The organism is Actinocorallia aurantiaca (assembly GCF_039533685.1).
Lineage (GTDB): Bacteria > Actinomycetota > Actinomycetes > Streptosporangiales > Streptosporangiaceae > Actinocorallia > Actinocorallia aurantiaca.
The window spans coordinates 274,025-290,377 of record NZ_BAAATZ010000009.1; the positions used below are offsets into that span (position 1 = coordinate 274,025).

At 71.9% G+C, this 16,353-nt stretch carries 19 protein-coding genes; 11 read left to right on the forward strand and 8 right to left on the reverse strand.

All coding sequences use genetic code 11. The features are described from left to right. Positions 1-13: 13 nt before the first annotated feature. Together ABD327_RS14035 and ABD327_RS14040 are read right to left on the reverse strand one after the other, a co-directional pair. Positions 14-2,290 (reverse strand): glycoside hydrolase family 3 protein, encoded by a 2,277-nt coding sequence (locus ABD327_RS14035; RefSeq protein WP_344450787.1) that lies wholly within the window; start codon positions 2,288-2,290, stop codon positions 14-16. 87 nt (positions 2,291-2,377) lie between these two features. After that, entirely contained in the window at positions 2,378-3,100 is a 723-nt protein-coding gene (locus tag ABD327_RS14040; RefSeq protein WP_344450788.1) for an IclR family transcriptional regulator, read from the reverse strand. A 108-nt stretch (positions 3,101-3,208) separates the two neighbouring features. Here ABD327_RS14040 and leuC point away from each other — a divergent pair, with 108 nt between their 5' ends. From leuC to ABD327_RS14060, 4 genes are all read left to right on the forward strand, one after another. Then, positions 3,209-4,606, forward strand: coding sequence for a 3-isopropylmalate dehydratase large subunit (gene leuC / locus ABD327_RS14045; protein WP_344450789.1), 1,398 nt, complete (start codon positions 3,209-3,211; stop codon positions 4,604-4,606). A gap of 12 nt (positions 4,607-4,618) precedes the next feature. After that, positions 4,619-5,206 (forward strand): 3-isopropylmalate dehydratase small subunit, encoded by a 588-nt coding sequence (leuD, locus tag ABD327_RS14050; protein WP_344450790.1) that lies wholly within the window; start codon positions 4,619-4,621, stop codon positions 5,204-5,206. Between the two features lie 161 nt (positions 5,207-5,367). Further along, positions 5,368-5,607 (forward strand): SCO5555 family protein, encoded by a 240-nt coding sequence (locus ABD327_RS14055; RefSeq protein WP_344450791.1) that lies wholly within the window; start codon positions 5,368-5,370, stop codon positions 5,605-5,607. A gap of 160 nt (positions 5,608-5,767) precedes the next feature. Beyond that, positions 5,768-6,046: an HU family DNA-binding protein gene (locus ABD327_RS14060; protein WP_344450792.1), complete on the forward strand. Its 279-nt coding sequence runs from the start codon at positions 5,768-5,770 to the stop codon at positions 6,044-6,046. Positions 6,047-6,132: 86 nt separating this feature from the next. Here ABD327_RS14060 and ABD327_RS14065 read toward each other — a convergent pair whose 3' ends face one another. Both ABD327_RS14065 and cofC read right to left on the reverse strand, forming a co-directional pair. Further along, on the reverse strand, positions 6,133-6,333 hold the full coding sequence (locus tag ABD327_RS14065) for a hypothetical protein (RefSeq protein ID WP_344450793.1): 201 nt from the start codon (positions 6,331-6,333) through the stop codon (positions 6,133-6,135). A 10-nt stretch (positions 6,334-6,343) separates the two neighbouring features. Continuing rightward, entirely contained in the window at positions 6,344-6,976 is a 633-nt protein-coding gene (gene cofC, locus ABD327_RS14070) for a 2-phospho-L-lactate guanylyltransferase (protein WP_344450794.1), read from the reverse strand. Between the two features lie 460 nt (positions 6,977-7,436). On the opposite strand from cofC, the gene ABD327_RS14075 reads away from it, so the two are divergent. Beyond that, positions 7,437-8,444: an NAD(P)H-dependent glycerol-3-phosphate dehydrogenase gene (locus tag ABD327_RS14075; RefSeq protein ID WP_344450795.1), complete on the forward strand. Its 1,008-nt coding sequence runs from the start codon at positions 7,437-7,439 to the stop codon at positions 8,442-8,444. Between the two features lie 68 nt (positions 8,445-8,512). Further along, positions 8,513-9,562, forward strand: coding sequence for a D-alanine--D-alanine ligase family protein (locus ABD327_RS14080; protein WP_344450796.1), 1,050 nt, complete (start codon positions 8,513-8,515; stop codon positions 9,560-9,562). Here the strand turns inward: ABD327_RS14080 and ABD327_RS14085 are convergent. Further along, positions 9,559-11,376, reverse strand: a complete 1,818-nt coding sequence (locus tag ABD327_RS14085; protein ID WP_344450797.1) for a beta-propeller domain-containing protein — start codon at positions 11,374-11,376, stop codon at positions 9,559-9,561. The genes ABD327_RS14080 and ABD327_RS14085 overlap by 4 nt on opposite strands. 178 nt (positions 11,377-11,554) lie before the next feature. Here ABD327_RS14085 and ABD327_RS14090 point away from each other — a divergent pair, with 178 nt between their 5' ends. Then, positions 11,555-12,154, forward strand: coding sequence for an acetamidase/formamidase family protein (locus tag ABD327_RS14090; RefSeq protein WP_344450798.1), 600 nt, complete (start codon positions 11,555-11,557; stop codon positions 12,152-12,154). On the opposite strand, the gene ABD327_RS14095 is transcribed toward ABD327_RS14090, so the two are convergent. Beyond that, positions 12,151-12,636: a DUF3515 domain-containing protein gene (locus ABD327_RS14095; protein ID WP_344450799.1), complete on the reverse strand. Its 486-nt coding sequence runs from the start codon at positions 12,634-12,636 to the stop codon at positions 12,151-12,153. The two genes, ABD327_RS14090 and ABD327_RS14095, sit on opposite strands and share 4 nt — an antisense overlap. After that, positions 12,633-12,866 (reverse strand): Lrp/AsnC ligand binding domain-containing protein, encoded by a 234-nt coding sequence (locus tag ABD327_RS14100; protein WP_344450800.1) that lies wholly within the window; start codon positions 12,864-12,866, stop codon positions 12,633-12,635. Before ABD327_RS14100 ends, ABD327_RS14095 begins: the two co-directional genes overlap by 4 nt. A gap of 67 nt (positions 12,867-12,933) precedes the next feature. On the opposite strand from ABD327_RS14100, the gene ABD327_RS14105 reads away from it, so the two are divergent. The 4 genes from ABD327_RS14105 (at position 12,934) to ABD327_RS14120 (ending at position 15,975) form a co-directional block, all read left to right on the forward strand. Further along, positions 12,934-13,866 (forward strand): thiamine-phosphate kinase, encoded by a 933-nt coding sequence (locus ABD327_RS14105; protein WP_425547120.1) that lies wholly within the window; start codon positions 12,934-12,936, stop codon positions 13,864-13,866. Positions 13,867-13,969: 103 nt separating this feature from the next. Beyond that, a complete protein-coding gene (locus ABD327_RS14110; RefSeq protein ID WP_344450802.1) occupies positions 13,970-14,608 on the forward strand; it encodes a hypothetical protein in 639 nt (212 codons plus the stop codon). Between the two features lie 33 nt (positions 14,609-14,641). Then, positions 14,642-15,439 carry a bifunctional hydroxymethylpyrimidine kinase/phosphomethylpyrimidine kinase gene (gene thiD, locus ABD327_RS14115; protein ID WP_344450803.1) on the forward strand — a complete coding sequence of 266 codons (798 nt, stop codon included), beginning with the start codon at positions 14,642-14,644 and terminating at the stop codon, positions 15,437-15,439. Positions 15,440-15,594: 155 nt separating this feature from the next. Beyond that, on the forward strand, positions 15,595-15,975 hold the full coding sequence (locus tag ABD327_RS14120; RefSeq protein WP_344450804.1) for an effector-associated constant component EACC1: 381 nt from the start codon (positions 15,595-15,597) through the stop codon (positions 15,973-15,975). A 107-nt stretch (positions 15,976-16,082) separates the two neighbouring features. On the opposite strand, the gene rpmB is transcribed toward ABD327_RS14120, so the two are convergent. Beyond that, positions 16,083-16,280, reverse strand: coding sequence for a 50S ribosomal protein L28 (gene rpmB / locus ABD327_RS14125; RefSeq protein ID WP_106398010.1), 198 nt, complete (start codon positions 16,278-16,280; stop codon positions 16,083-16,085). Positions 16,281-16,353 lie beyond the last annotated feature (73 nt).

Below are 16,353 nucleotides of genomic sequence, written 5' to 3' on the forward strand. Positions count from 1 at the left end.
GAACGCTTGTCACTTATCGATCTGGCGGGAGCGTCCCACTTATTGGACCAAGGGTCAATGTGTCCGGCGTCACAGGAGCGGCGTCCATCTCGACCGTGACGGTGACCGCCTCTCCCGGCCCGGCCTCGGCCACCGAGAACCCGGCGAGCCTGCCGTCCAGGAAGAGGCGCACCACCTCGCGTCCGCTCCGCTCCCCGGTGTTGCGGAGGGTCACCTCGGCGGCGGCGCCGACGGTCTTCAGCTCCTCGTACCTCCACGTCGTGTAGCCGAGGCCGTGGCCGAAGGGGTAGGCGACGGGGACGCCGACGCGCTCGTAGCCGACCAGCCCGTCGTAGTCGAGAACCCCATCGACAGGGCGCGGATCGGGCAGTCCTTCCTCGGTGTCGAAGAACGTCGTGGGCAGGCGCCCGCCGGGCTCGGCCGCGCCGGTCAGCACGTCGGCCAGCGCGTCGCCGCCCTCCTGGCCCGGCAGCCAGGCCCACAGGACGGCGGAGACCTCCTCCCGCCACGGCATCAGGACGGGGGCGCCCGCGTTGACGACGACGACCGTGCGGGGGTTGGCGGCCGCCACGGCGCGGACGAGCTCGTCCTGGCGTCCGGGCAGGGCGAGGGACGCCCGGTCGTAGCCCTCGCTCTCGACCTCGGGGTTGGTGCCGACCACGACGACCGCCACGTCGGCGCCGCGGGCCGCCTCGACCGCGGCGGCGAACTCCTCCTCCTCGGAAGGCCGGGGCTCGCGGCGGACCAGGGCGAACTTGCCGAAGCCGCCTTCGCCGAAGTGCCGGGTCAGCTCCAGGGCGACCTCCTCGCCCTCCTCCAGCGCCAGCTCCAGGCCTCCCTGCGGCGGGCGGCTGAGGGCCTCCACGGGGTCGCCCGTCGTCAGGCTCAGCGCGAACTCCTCCACCCGGCCGCCGGCGCGAAGCTCGTAACGTCCGGCTCCGGAGGCGGCGAAGACGTGCGTTCCGGAGGAGGCGGCGGTGTACCGGGCCTTCAGCGTCATGGCCTCGGTGGCGGGAGGGACGGTGCCCGGGTAGAAGACGTCGGTGCTGAAACGCTCCTCGGAGGCGAGCACCCGCCCGTCCCCGTCTCGGAACTCCAGAAGGCCCCGGCCGGGGACCAGAGGCATGCGCTCCCGCACGAAGACGCCCGGGCGCAGGACGATCTCCGCCTCCGGCAGCGCGCGGCTCAGCCCCTCCAGGGGGGAGACGACGTGGGCCGGGCTGACGTGGGCGCTCCCGCCGCCCTGGGCGGCCAGGTGCACCGCGTTCTCGCCGAGCAGCGCGATCCGGCGCACCGGCGGAAGGGGCAGGAGGCCGTCGTTGCGCAGCAGGACCATGCTCCGCGCGGCGAACTCCCGCAACTGGGCGCGAGCGTCGTCGGGCGTCGTGACGGGAGGGGGAGACGGGTATCCCTCCAGCGCCCCCACCCGGGACGCCAGCCGGAGGAGGCGCAGCACCTTGTCGTCGATGGTCCGCTCGGGCACCAGGCCGTCCCGGACGGCCCCGGCCAGCCGTTCCCCCCACGGGTCCGCGGGGACGCCCGGCATGGACAGGTCGAGCCCGGCCGTCGCCGAGGGGGCGGTGGAGCGGTTGCCCGACCAGTCCGAGACCACGACCCCGTCGAAGCCCCAGCCGTCCTTCAGCAGCCCGAGCAGCGGGCCGTTCTCGCTCATCGAGAGCCCGTTGACCTTGTTGTAGGCGGCCATCACCGCCCACACGCCCCGGTCGGCGAGCATCCGGAACGGCTTGAGGTAGAGGGCGTCGAGGTCCTCCCCCGAGATCCGCGCGTCGTACTCCGTGCGCTCGGTCTCGGAGTCGTTGCCGACGTAGTGCTTGGCCGTCGCGGCCACCCCGGCGGACTGCACGCCCGCCACGAACGCCCCGGCCGTCTCCCCGGTCAGCAGCGGGTCCTCGGAGAAGCACTCGAAGTGCCTTCCGCCGCGCGGGGAGCGGTGGAGGTTGACCGTCGGGGCGAGGAGGACGTGCACGCCCCCGTCCCTGGCCTGCGCGCCCATCAGCCGTCCGGCGCGCTCGGCCAGCGCGACGTCCCAGGTGGCGGCGACCGCGCTGGGACAGGGGAACAGCAGGCCGGTGCGCCGCGGGTCCCAGGTGGGGCCGCGCACCCCGGCGGGCCCGTCGGACGTCACCAGCTTCCGCAGCCCGGCGCCCGGCAGCGGACGCGTGGTCCAGAAGTCGGCTCCGGTGAGCAGGCTCACCTTCTCCTGGAGCGTCAGGGCGGCGACCCGCCCGCGCAGGTCCTCTTCACGTGGATCTTCCGGAACTTCACGCAAGGCCGTGCCCCCTTCTGCCGATCAGCAGTGAGCATGGCCGGATGTTAGGCGGGTCGTCGTGACTTGTGGGCTATATCACGTGAATGCCTATGACTGGGAACCCCGGCGCATGGCCTCGCTGACCCTCTCCGCGGCGGACGTCACCGGGCCGGCGTGCACCCGGCCGGGGGATCGGCTGAGCCGCTCCAGCGGGCCGGAGACGGAGATGGCGCCGATGACCCTGCCGCCGTTGCCGCGCACCGGGGCCGAGACCGAGCCGACCCCCGCCTCGCGCTCGCCCACGGACTGCGCCCAGCCGCGGCGGCGGACCGAGGCCAGGCCCGCGGCGGTGAACTTGGCGCCGCGCAGCCCCCGGTGCAGCCGGTCGGGGTCCTCCCAGGCGAGCAGGATCTGCGCGGCGGAGCCGGCGGTCATGGGCAGCGCGGTGCCCACAGGGACGGTGTCGCGCAGGCCGCTGGAGCGTTCCGCGGCGGCGACGCACACCCGCACGTCCCCCTGCCTGCGGTAGAGCTGGGCGGACTCGCCGGTGAGGTCGCGCAGCTGGGTCAGGACGGGCTGGGCGATGGCCAGCAGGCGGTCCTCGCCCGCCGCCACGGCCAGTTCGGCCAGGCGCGGGCCGAGGATGAAGCGGCCCTGGGTGTCGCGATGGACGATGCGGTGGTGTTCGAGGGCGACGGCCAGCCGGTGGGCCGTGGGGCGGGCCAGACCGGTGGCGGTGACGAGCTGGGCCAGCGAGGCGGGGCCGGCTTCCAGGGCGTTGAGTACCAGAACTGCTTTATCCAGTACGCCGACTCCGCTAGAGTTGTCCATACCTCGATATTGCCGTCTCGATACTTGAGACGCAACTCGAGGTGACCTGGAAGGGTCGCCAGAAACCCGACCGGTACCAGACCGGAACTCGATGGAGAGGTGGGAACGATGGGCCGCACACTGGCCGAGAAGGTTTATGACGCACACGTCGTGCGTCACGTGGAGGGCGAACCGGACCTTCTCTACATCGACCTGCACCTGGTCCACGAGGTCACCTCTCCCCAGGCGTTCGACGGGCTGCGCCTGGCCGACCGCAAGGTCCGCCGCCCCGACCTGACCATCGCCACCGAGGACCACAACGTCCCCACCCAGAACATCCACCTGCCGATCGCCGACCTGGTGTCGCGCACGCAGGTCGAGACGCTGCGCAAGAACGCCGCCGAGTTCGGCCTGCGGCTGCACCCGATGGGCGACGCCGGCCAGGGCATCGTGCACGTCATGGGCCCGGACCTGGGCCTGACCCAGCCCGGCATGACGGTCGTGTGCGGCGACTCCCACACCTCCACCCACGGCGCGTTCGGCGCGCTGGCCCACGGCATCGGCACCTCCGAGGTCGAGCACGTGCTGGCCACCCAGACGCTGCCCCAGGTCAAGCCGAAGATGATGGCCGTGACCATCGAGGGCGCGCTGCCGTTCGGCGTCACCGCCAAGGACCTGATCCTGGCGATCATCACCGAGATCGGCACCGGCGGCGGCCAGGGCTACATCATCGAGTACCGCGGCGAGGCCATCCGCTCCCTGTCGATGGAAGGCCGCATGACGGTCTGCAACATGTCCATCGAGGCGGGCGCCCGCGCCGGGATGATCGCCCCCGACGAGACGACCTTCGCCTACCTGAAGGGCCGCCCGCACGCCCCCAAGGGCGCCGACTGGGACACCGCGGTCGAGTACTGGAAGACCCTGCGCACCGACGACGACGCGGTCTTCGACAAGGAGGTCGTCATCGACGCCTCCACCCTGACCCCGTTCGTCACCTGGGGCACCAACCCCGGCCAGGGCGCGCAGCTGGGCGCGAACGTCCCCTCTCCCGAGGACTTCGCCGACCCGACCCAGAAGCAGGCCGCCGAGCGCGCGCTGGAGTACATGGGCCTGGAGGCCGGGACCCCGCTGCGCGACGTCAAGGTCGACACGGTCTTCGTCGGCTCCTGCACCAACGGCCGCCTGGAGGACCTGCGGGCCGTCGCCGAGGTGCTCAAGGGACGCAAGGTCGCCGACGGCGTGCGCGCGCTGATCGTCCCCGGCTCGGTCCAGGTGAAGAAGGACGCCGAGGCCGAGGGCCTGGACAAGGTCTTCACCGAGGCGGGCGCCGAGTGGCGCGAGGCGGGCTGCTCGATGTGCCTGGCGATGAACCCCGACAAGCTGACCCCGGGCGAGCGCAGCGCCTCGACCTCCAACCGCAACTTCGAGGGCCGGCAGGGCCCCGGCGGACGCACCCACCTGGTGTCGCCCGCCGTCGCCGCCGCCACCGCAGTCAAGGGCCGCCTGGCCGCCCCCGCCGACCTGTAAGGAGGACTTCTGATGGAAAAGTTCACGGTTCACACGGGTCGCGCGGTGCCGCTGCGGCGCAGCAACGTCGACACCGACCAGATCATCCCGGCGGTGTGGCTGAAGCAGGTCTCCCGGACCGGCTTCGAGAAGGGCCTGTTCTCCGCCTGGCGCGAGGACCCGGAGTTCGTGCTGAACGACCCGGTGTACCAGGGGGCCTCGATCCTGATCCCCGGCCCCGACTTCGGCACCGGCTCCTCCCGCGAGCACGCCGTCTGGGCGCTGCAGCAGTACGGCTTCCGGGTGGTCATCGCCTCCCGGTTCGGCGACATCTTCCGCAACAACTCCACGAAGATGGGCCTGCTGCCCGTCATCCTGGACGAGAAGACCGTCGGTGAGCTGCAGGACGCGGTGGAGAAGGACCCGGCCACCGAGATCACCGTCGACCTGGAGAAGCGCGAGGTGCGCAGCGGCGGCCTCACCGCGTCCTTCGACCTGGACGACTACACTCGCTGGCGGCTGATGGAGGGTCTGGACGACATCGGCCTGACCCTGCGGCACGCCGAGGACATCGAGGCCTTCGAGGCCACCCGCCCGTCCTGGCTGCCCGTCACCCAGTAGACCCGGCCCGCACCAAGGCCGAGAACGGCCCTCCGGCCACAAGCCGGTCCGGGCCGATGCCCCACGAGCACGCACCCTTCGGAAGCACCTTTCCGGGGTGCGTGTCTCGTTTTGCGGGGGCGGCCCGAAGCCGGTGATCGCCGGGCTGCGACAATGCGCGGATGGGCGAGAGCGAGACCTGGCAGGCGGGACCCGCCTGGGAGGATCCGGAGCTGACGCTGCTCGCCGCCCGGCTGCGGGCGGCGCACGAGCGCATCTCGCCCTTTCCCCGGGAGTCGCGGCTGCGGCTGCACCGCCACCTGCTGGCGATCACCGATCTGGCCAAGCGGGACCAGGAACTGGCCGCGCGGAGGCTGGTCGTCTTCCTCGACCAGCTGGACCGGGGGCTCGAACCGGAGTGACGGCTCCACCGGGCGAATCCCAACGAATCCGAATGGAACCGGTGATTTCTCGCAATGGTTTCGGCCATGACATGGGAAAACTCGCTGCACGGTGATTGTGCCGGTGCCCGGAAGCCCTTAGTTTCGGGGGCGCAACGGGGTAACCGGAGGAGCAAACCCTATGAACAAGCGTGAGCTGGTCGACGCGATCGCCGAACGGCTGAGCGGCAGCAAGAAAGAGGCCGCCGAAGCCGTCGACGCGGTCCTCGACACGATCCAGGCGACGGTGGCCAAGGGCGAGAAAGTGGCCATCACGGGATTCGGTTCGTTCGAGAAGGCGGACCGCCCCGCTCGTACCGCGCGGAATCCCGCGACCGGCAAGAGTATAGACGTCCCGGCCACTTCGGTGCCGAAGTTCAAGGCCGGAGCCGACTTCAAGAACCTGGTCGCGGGCAAGTAACACCCGCCCGCACGAAAGAGCGCCCGCACGTTCCGCGTGCGGGCGCTCTCTTTACGCGGGACGGCGGGGCCGTGCGGCCCGGCGGCTCAGGGCAGGGGCAGCGTCGAGAGGGTGAGCGCGGTGACGCGTTCGCCGTCCCAGGCGAGGTTGACCCGCTGCCCGAACCGCAGCAGCCGCAGCCCGCCCGCGTCGAAGGCGGCGGCGTCGAACGGCAGCTCGCTTCCGTCGTCCAGCAGCACGCTGCCCGTACGCCCGGCGGGGTCGAAGTCCTTCACGGTGCCCTGCATGCCCGGCAGCCTACCCGGCGGCCCCGCGGGCGCCCGCGGCGAGGATCTTCTCCGCGACCGCCGCGGTGTGCGGCCCCACACCCAGCTCCAGCGCGGCCTTCAGATCGGCCAGGGTGTCGACGTCCGTCCTGACGCTCGGGACCGGACCCGGGGAGAGCTCGGGAACGCCCAGGGCCAGATGGCGGGCGCGGGAGGCCCCGCCGAAGGCCGGGGCGAACTCCTCCCCGGCGCGGGCGCCGTAGAACACCGTGCCCGTCCCCGCGAGATCAGGAAGGAAGGAGTGAGGAAGACGTTCCGCCTCGCAGAGCACCGCCCGCAGCTCCTCGGGCCGCAGCGCCGGCAGGTCGGCCTGCAGCGCGGCGAGCCCCAGGCCCCGCGGCCTGATCCACTCCGCGCCCCGCCGCAGCGCCTCGTTCAGCCCCGGCACCGGCCCGTCCGGCACGATCAGCGCGCCCAGCGCGCCCAGCCGGTCCGCGGCCCGCGGATCCTCGGTCACGACCACCACGCCGCCCACGGAGGGGCAGCGCAGCACCGCGCCGACGGTGTCCGTCGCGACGGCCAGGGCGAGCTCGCTCCGGTACGCCCCGGCGGCCGCGGCGAGCCGGGACTTGCCCAGCGCCAGGCGTTTCACCGGAACGATCACTGACCAGAGGTTCTTTGACATCAGAGGCGAGATTATTGTGTTGCGGTCCCCGCTAGTTCGCCAGGCCGCCGGAAGGGGGTGTCCTCCCTCGATGACCTACCGCTACCCTCAGGGGCGGCGCCCGTCCACCACCACCCCTCAGTGGCCGGTGAGCGCCGGGACCGAGGCGGCATGGCCGGCCTCGGAGAGCGTGGCCCCGGTCATCCCGGTCGCCCGCCGGAACGCGCGGAGCCTGCCGCGACACCGCGGCCCCGGACCGCTCCCGCGTCCCCGCAGGACGGCGAGGGCGATCCCCTGCGGGTCCCCGGACGCCGATACGCTCGGAGCGGCGTCGGACGGCATCATGCGGGCGATCGCGGAACCGCCGGGTGAACCGCGCGGGCGGAGGCCGTCCGCGGAGCCGCACGTCCACCGGAGAGAGTCCACCCGGAACCGTAGGTTTGAGGGAGCGTAGACAGACGTGACACGGGTTACGGTGATGGGCGCGGGATCGTGGGGGACCGTCTTCGCGAAGGTGCTCGTGGACGCGGGCTGCGACGTCGTCCTGTGGGGGCGCAGGGGCGAGGTCGTCCAGGACGTCAACGAGCGGCACGAGAACACCGAGTACCTGCCGGGGGTGCGGCTGCCCGAAGGGCTGCGGGCGACCACCGACCTGGCCGGCGCGCTGGCCGGAGCCGAGTTCGTCTGCCTGGCCGTCCCCGCCCAGACCCTGCGGGAGAACCTCGCCGCCTGGGCGCCGCACATCCCGTCCGACGCGGTGCTGGTCAGCCTGATGAAGGGCATCGAGTCGGGCACCACCCTGCGCATGTCCGAGGTGATCGCCGAGGCGCTGGGCGCCGGACCCGAGCGCATCGCCGTGGTCTGCGGGCCCAACCTCGCGATGGAGATCGCCCGCGGCGAGCCGGGCGCGGCGGTGGCCGCCTGCGCCGACGAGCGCACCGCGCAGCGGCTCCAGGCCACCTGCATGACGCCCTACTTCCGGGTCTACACCAGCACCGACGTGATCGGCTGCGAGCTCGGCGGCGCCGTCAAGAACGTCATCGCCCTGTGCGTGGGCATCGCCACCGGGCTGGGCTTCGGCGACAGCACCAAGGCGCTGCTCATGACCCGCGGCCTGGCCGAGATCACCCGCCTCGGCGTGGGGCTCGGCGCGCAGGAGCCGACCTTCGCCGGACTGGCCGGGCTCGGCGACCTCGTCGCCACCTGCAGCTCGCCCTACTCGCGCAACCGCACGTTCGGCGAGAACCTCGGCCGGGGCATGACCCTGGAGGAGGTCATCGCGGTGACCAAGCAGACCGCCGAGGGCGTCAAGTCGTCCCGGCCGGTGCTGACCATGGCCCGGCGGCACTTCGTCGAGATGCCGATCACCGAGGTGGTGGCGGCGGTCATGCACGACGGGGTGCCGATCGAGGAGGCCTACCTCAAACTCATGACGCGTTCGCCGAAACCCGAGCGGTACGGGGTATAGGGGCGGTGGAGGGGAGCGACCCCGTCCCTGCCCGCACCCCGGGCTGACCAGCGGTAGGGTCAGGCATCATGCCCGAGAAGATCAGAGTGGCCGTGGTGTTCGGCGGCCTCAGCTCAGAGCACGCCATCTCCTGCGTCACGGCGGGGAGCGTCATGGCCGCCATCGATCCCGCCCGCCACGAGGTGGTGCCGATCGGCATCACCCGGGACGGGCGCTGGGTGCACGCCCCCGAGGGGCAGCGGCTGGCCATCGAGGACGGCGTGCTGCCCGAGGTCGTCGACGGCGCGCCGCTCGATCCGCAGCGGGTCCTCGCCGAGGCGGACGTGGTGCTGCCGCTGCTGCACGGCCCCTACGGCGAGGACGGCACCGTCCAGGGGCTGCTGGAACTGGTCGGGGTGCGCTACGTCGGCGCCGGGGTCCTGGCCAGCGCCGCCGGCATGGACAAGGCGTTCATGAAGCTGATCTGGCAGGCCCAGGGGCTGCCGGTCGGGCCGTACGTCATCGTCACCGACCGCGAGTGGCGGCTGGAGCGGGCGCGCAAGCTCGACGAGATCAAGCAGCTCGGCTGGCCGGTGTTCGTCAAGCCCGCCCGCGCCGGCTCCAGCATGGGCATCTCCCGCGTCACCCGCGAGGAGGACCTCCTCCCGGCGATCGAGGCGGCCCGCGAGCACGACCCCAAGCTGATCATCGAGGCCGGGGTCGAGGGCATGGAGGTCGAGTGCGGGGTGCTCCAGGGCCGGGACGACGGCCCCACCGAGGCGAGCCTGCCCGCCGAGATCGTGATGCTCGGCCAGCACGACTTCTACGACTTCGAGACCAAGTACCTGGACGGCACGTCCCGCCTGGAGATCCCGGCGAACCTCCCGCCCGAGGTGATCGAGCGGCTGCGCGCCACGGCGGTGCGCGCGTTCGACGCGCTGGGCTGCGAGGGCTTGGCCCGGGTGGACTTCTTCGTCACCCCCGGGCACGACCTGGTCCTCAACGAGATCAACACCATGCCCGGCTTCACCCCGACCTCGGCCTTCCCCCAGATGTGGGCGGCCACCGGAGTGGAGTACGGGGCCCTGGTCGACCGGCTGATCCAGACCGCCCTGAAGCGTCCGCTCGGCCTGCGTTAGCGCTTCCAGCGGATCCAGGAGCGCTGGGCGAGGGTGGCGGCGTCGTCCACCTTCGCGCCCTCGGCGGAGACCGTCCACAGGGTGTCGCCGATGACCAGGGAGCGCTGGATGTGGGCGTTCCCCGGGTGCTTCACCGCGCCGGTCCTGGTGATGGCGTCGTCCTTGACGGTCAGGACGAGGGCCTTTCCGTCGGAGTCGGGCAGGACGGTCAGGCCCGTCGCGGGCCAGTGCAGGAAGGCGTGCTGGTCGTACTCGACCTGGGTGTCGTAGACCTTCGGCAGGTGCAGCCGCGAGAGCCTCCTCGGCGAGCCCGTCACGTCGAAGAGGGAGATCTGGGCGCCCAGCGCGCGGCCTTTCGCGTCGGCCTCCCGGCCCACGCCCAGCAGCCGCCCGTCGCCGACGGGGTGCAGGTAGGCGGAGTAGCCGGTGATCTTCAGCTCGCCCAGCAGACGAGGTCTCCTCGGGTGGGAGAGATCGAGGGCGTAGAGGGGGTCGACCTGGCGGAAGGTCACCACGTAGCCGCGCGGGCCCGCGAACCGCACCGAGTAGATGCGCTCGTCACGGCCCAGGCCGCCGAGGGAGCCGACCGTCCGCAGCAGCGGTCCGGCGGGCCGGAGCACGTGGACGGAGCTCACCTGCTTCTCGCCGTCCTTCTCGTCCTCGGTGACGGCGACGCGGAGGTTCCCCTCGTACTCCGACATCGAGTACTGGTTGAGCAGCCGTCCGCGGACCTCCCCGGAGGCGGCGTAACGCGGACGGCCTTCGCCGAGTTCGAACTTGTGGATCTGCGTGGTCGGCTTCCGCCACGGTGAGCCCGTCACGTACAGGCTCTGGGGGGTGCCGTAGACGGTGTCGCCGTCGGCCACCGCGGTGACCGGATCCCCGTCGCCGAGACCCCTGGCCAGGTCGACGGTGAGGACGGTGAGCATGTTGACCTCGTCGCCCTCCTCGCTGTTCTTCGGATGGCTGATCCGCTCGCAGGGCACGCGGTGCGACGTCTTCCTCCCGTCGACCGTGATGTCGTAGGCGGGCTGGAAGGCCTCCAGCGGAGCCTCGCGCGCGATCTCGCGGTTGCGCTCCGCCGCCCGCTTCTCCTTCTTCTCGTGGTCGCCGGGGCGGTTCCAGTTCGGGGCGGTGAACGCGATGTCGGGCGAGGTGCGCAGGACGAGCCGGGCCACCGAGCCGACCTGCCTCGCGTCCACCAGCGAGGCCTCGGCGTCGAGCTCGCCGAGGATCTTCGGCTCGGCCAGGTCGACGTACAGGACTTTCAGCTCGCCGGCCCCCGGCGACGGCAGCAGGTCGGTGCGGATGAGCGGACGGCCGGTGTGGCGGAAGCCGCTGTGCAGCAGGAGGGCGCGGTCACCGCTGACGAGCAGGTTCGCGGGGCTGCGGAACTCCTCGGGCAGCTTCAGCCGGTGGACGACCTTCCGGGACGCCGCGTCGACGATCTGGAGGCTGCCCTCCGCGACGGTGAACACCCGGGAGCCGTCGGTCTTCACCAGGTCCGGCTCGTCCACTCCCGCCTCGTGGACGTTGGTCCCGGAGTGTTCGGGGGCGCCGGCGGTCGGGGCGCTCTTCGCGGCCAGGTCGTTCAGCAGCATTCCCTCGCCGAAGGGCATGGGCCCGTCGAAGCCGTAGGGGCCGACCCTGGCCGCGGCGGAGGCGCGCAGCGACTCCAGGAGTTCCGTGCAGCCGGAGTAGGAGACCAGCCGCATCGGCGGGGCCTCTCCCGCCTGGGGGGAACGCGGGGGAGCGCTCTGGCAGCCCGCCAGGAGCACCGGGACACCGATCAGGGCGGTGAGGGCACGTCGCATGGGTCGCATGCTTCCAGGACGTGACGGAGGACACGCGGCGTTGCACGGGAAAAGACCGTCTCGAAGAGTGAGACGACAATTACTTCCGGGAAAAGGTGAGGAAACGGGTCCGAAACAGCCTCCGGTGCACTATTTCTCTGGCGGACCGCTTCCGCCGCGAGCCCTGAAAGGACTTCCCGTGCCCCTGTCGTACGGCGCCCAGACGGTGCCAGGACACACCCGCTGGCATCCCGAGATCCCGGCCGTCGCCGAAGTCATCTCGGGAGGCTCGGTACGGATGGAGTGCGAAGGGTTCTGGGGCACCCGGGAGGCGCTGCTGTGCGGCCCGCTCGCGGTGGTCGGCGCCGAACCGGGCGACGTGATCGTGGTGGACGTGCTGGGCGTCGGGCGCTCCGGCGGGGTCCCGGCCCCGGGCGCGCACCCGGGCGTCATCGGATGCGCGCCGGGCGACGAGGACCTGCCGGTCGCGGTCGTTCCCGACGGGCCCCTGCTGGGGCGGGTCCGTCCGGGACTGGCCGCCTACCAGCCGGTCGCCGCCCGCGCCGTCCGGACCGCGGCCCGGGCCGGGGACGTCGGCTCGTGCTCCGACGCGAGGCTCGGCGCGGGCTCGCGGATCGTGCTCCCCGTCCAGGTGCGCGGCGCCAAGCTGTCCGTCGGGGACCTGCACTTCGGCGAGGGCTGCACCGCCCTGGACGGCTGGATCGACCTGCGCGTCAACCTCACCAAACGCGGCGTCGAACGCTTCCACGTGACGGGCCCGCTGCTGATGCCGGTCTAGTACTCGCCCTCGGGCTTCTTCGCGAGCCCGCTCAGCGCGGGGGTGAACTCGGTGAGGAGCTCGCCGGGGGGCGTGCCCGGCGGGGCGTACTTGGGCGGGATCGTCACCTCGACGTAGGCGGCGCGGCCCACCAGCGTCCACACGCGCGGCTGCTCGGAGTCCTCGGGGAGCCAGTCGAGGCCGTCGATGGTCACGACGCGTTCGATGAGGCCGGTGTCGGGGTCGGAGGGGCGCGGCACGCCGCAGCGCAGCGCGATGGCGGGGCTGCCCCAGACCGCCGCGTAAGGCGTTTCGGGGTCGGTCTCCCGGCGCTCCAGCCCGTTGACCTTCGCCGGGAACTCCAGCTCCCGGCAGGCCTGCGCGGCGGCGGGGTCGGGGGAGGGCGCCGTGATCCGGACGGGACCGCCGGAGCAGGCGGCCGCGGCCAGGACCGCGGCGAGGGCGGCGCCCGCGGCGGCGCCCGTTCTCACAGGTCGTCTCACAGGTGCACGATAGGGCAGGTCAGAGTCCGGGTGATTCCGGGTATCTCCTGGATCCGGGCGACCACGAGTCTGCCCAGGTCGTCCATGTGGGGCGCCTCGGCCTTGGCGATCACGTCGTAGGGGCCGGTGACGTCGTCGGCGTCGACGACGCCGGGAAGGGCGCCGACGGCCACGGCGACCTCGGCGGCCCGGCCGACCTCGGTCTGGATCAAGATGTAGGCCTGCACCATCGCGGTCTTCCCGGTAGGGGTGGGAGAAAAGCCGACTGATCGTCACCGTACCTTGGAGCGTTCGGGAATTTCAGGGAGGGGCGTCATCGAGATCGGGGAGGCCGGGGAGTTCGGCCTGATCACAAGAGTGGTCCGGCGGTTCCCGCAGGGGCCGCTGGTGGAGTTGGGGCCCGGGGACGACGCGGCGGTGGTCCGCGTTCCGGACGGGCGCGTGGTCGCGAGCATGGACCTGCTGCTGGAAGGGCGGCACTTCCGCACCGACTGGTCGAGCGCCTACGACGTGGGGCGCAAGGCCGCGGCGCAGAACCTCGCGGACATCGTGGCCATGGGCGCGCGGCCGACGGCGCTGCTGCTGGGTTTCGGAGGACCTCCGGAACTGGAGATGGCCTGGGCCGAGGAGTTCAGCGACGGGCTGCGCGACGAATGCGCTCTGGTGGGCGCCTCGGTCGTCGGAGGGGACACCGTGCGCTCCGAGAAGATCATGGTGGCCGTCACCGTGCTCGGCGATCTGGGCGGCCGGCCTCCGCTGACCCGTACGGGCGCGCGCCCCGGGGATTCCGTGGCGGTGCGCGGCAGGCTCGGATGGGCCGCCACGGGTCTGGCGGGACTGCTCGGGCCGGTGGAGGTGCCGGAGCGGTTCACGGCCGCGCACAGGCGTCCTGAGCCGCCCTACACGGCGGGTGAGGAGGCGCGTTCACTCGGCGCCACGGCATTGATGGACGTCTCGGACGGGCTCGTGCAGGATCTGGGCCACCTGGCGCGCGGGAGCGGCGTGGGGATCGCCCTGTCTTCGGCCCTGGTGCCGCTCGACGAGGGGGTGGCGCTCGCGGACGCGCTGACCGGAGGCGACGACCACGCGTTCGTCGGGACGTTCCCGGCGGGCCGCGTCCTGCCGCCGTCCTGGAAGGTGCTCGGCGAGGTGGTCGCGGGCGGGGGCGTGACCGTGGACGGCGGCCCCGTGGAGCAGGGCGGATGGGACCACTTCGGCGTTACTAGTTAAACGTATCTTTGATAATAAGAGTCTTTTAACCGACTTGACTTACCCATCCGGTAGGCGGACTTGGGCGGATTTTGGTATACATCCCAGGAACGAAGAGGATGGGATGGGACGACACACCAATTCGGACGAGGCGTCCCAGGACGCCGAACCCAAGCGCATGGCCTGGCTGGGCCGCACGCCGCTGATGCCCCTCCTCGCGGGAGTCATCGCGGTGGGAGTCATCGCAGCCGCCCTCAGCACCCGGTCGATCTCGCTGAACTTCGCCGGCGGGACCCCTCCGGATCCCGCCGCGTGCGCGGGCTGCAACGGGCTCACCGACACGCAGGCGCGGAAGGACGGGACGGACGGCGGGCAGACCCCGGAGGACGCCGCTCGGCAGCCCCAGGCGGCGCCCTCGGAGGCGTCGCTGCCCCGGCAGTCCACCAGGACGGTGTCGCAGCGGCCGCTCAGGGTCGAGATCAGGCTGGGCGAGATGATCCCCGGCGGGTTCACCGCGGTGGCCGTCATCCGCAACAGCTCCAAGACTCCCAAGAACTGGAAGCTGGCCTTCCGCATCCCCAACGCCGTCGTGGTGAACGTCCAGGGGGCGGCCCTCAGGACGACGAAGGAGAACGGCGGCACCACCTGGTTCACCGGGCCGGCCGCGCTCGAGGGGAGCCAGGTCGTCCGGGTGAGCTTCACCGCGGAGGGCGCCTGGTCCAAGCCCGCGGTCTGCAAGGTCAACGGACGCGACTGCGCCTGACCCGTCTCCCGCCCGGTTGGGTAGGGTCTGAGCATGTCCGTCGCCCCTCCCCGCGTGCTGACCGTCGCCGGCTCCGACTCCGGCGGCGGCGCCGGAATCCAGGCCGACCTGAAGACCATGCTCGCCCTGGGCGCGCACGGCATGAGCGTCGTCTGCGCGGTCACCGCGCAGAACTCCCTGGGCGTCCAGGGGGCCTGGGAACTGCCGCCCGAGGCGGTCGAGGCGCAGCTGGAGTCGGTGCTGTCCGACATGGGCGCGCAGGCCGTCAAGACGGGCATGCTCGCCTCCACCACCCTGGTCGAGACGGTCGCGGCGCGGCTGTCGGAGTACCCGGCCCCGCTGGTGGTCGACCCGGTGGGCGTCAGCAAGCACGGCGACGCCCTGCTGGCCCGGGACGCCGTCGACGCGGTGCGGTACAAGCTGCTGCCCGTCGCGACGGTCGTCACGCCCAACCTGTGGGAGGTCGAGCTCCTCACCGGGGTGAAGGTGGAGTCGGAGCGGGACCTGCGCCGCGCCGCGGAGGCGGTCAAGGAGTTCGGCCCGCAGTGGGTGCTCGTCAAGGGCGGCCACCTGCCGGGGCGTCCGGTGGACCTGCTCTACGACGGCGCCGAGACCTACGAGTACCTCGCGTCGCGCCACGACAACCGGCACACCCACGGCACCGGCTGCACGCTGGCCTCGGCGATCGCCACGAGGCTGGCGTTCGGCGACGAGGTGCCCGAGGCGGTGGGCGCCGCCAAGGAGTACGTCACCGGCGCGATCGAGGCGGGCTTCCCGCTGGGCGCGGGCATCGGTCCGGTCGACCACGGCTGGCGGCTGCGCGCCCGTTGAGTCTCGACTCGTTTATTGCGTTTCTCGATAATGTTGTAATTGCCGTGTTTTGTCCGCTGAATTTTTCAGATTGAGATCTGCGGACCGCACCCATCCCCCGATTCGGGGCGTCTTCCTCATTGACCTGCAGTAAGAAGGCTTGTGGAAGGGGGGAGATGGCACAAGTAGCGCTGATCGAGGTCTCGGAGGCGTACGCCGATCCGTTCCGCCGGGACGAGCTGGCCCGAAGGCTCCGAAGGGAGCTGTGGGATCGGGGCGTCGTCGTGGACTTCGTCTCCCTGCCGCCCCCGCCGGGCAGCCCCGGAACCGTCATGGCCAGCGGCGCGCTGGCCGTCTCCCTGTTCTCCGCTCCGGCCGCCGCGGCACTCGCCGAGGGGGTGTTCGGCTGGCTGGCGGCGGGGGAGGATCGCGCGGCCAAGGTGACCGTGGGAGCCGAGAGCATCGAGCTCTCGGCGGTCACCGACGCGCACCGGCGGGGATTCCTCCTGTGGCTGCTCGGCCACGGGGGAGGTCCGGAACCGGACGGTCCCGCCTGAACAGACGGCCGAGGCGGGGCGGAAGGTCCGGCGGAGCGGCCGGGGGAAAGCCGAAGACCCGGATCGCCTTGACGGCGACCGGGTCTCCTGAAGTGCGGCCAGGCGTCCTAGCGGGCCAGGGGGCGCTGGATCTTGCCGGCCTTGAGGCAGGACGTGCAGACGTTCACGCGCTTGGTGGTGCCGCTGATGACCGCGCGGACACGCTGGATGTTGGGGTTCCAGCGGCGCGGGGTGCGACGGTGCGAGTGGGACACGCTCATACCGAAGCCGGGGCCCTTGCCGCACACTTCGCAGTTGGCAGCCACGGTAACTCCAAACAGTCGAGAACTGGGACGACCCGGAGCACGTGGGCCGCGGGCGTTCTGAAAATACAAGGAA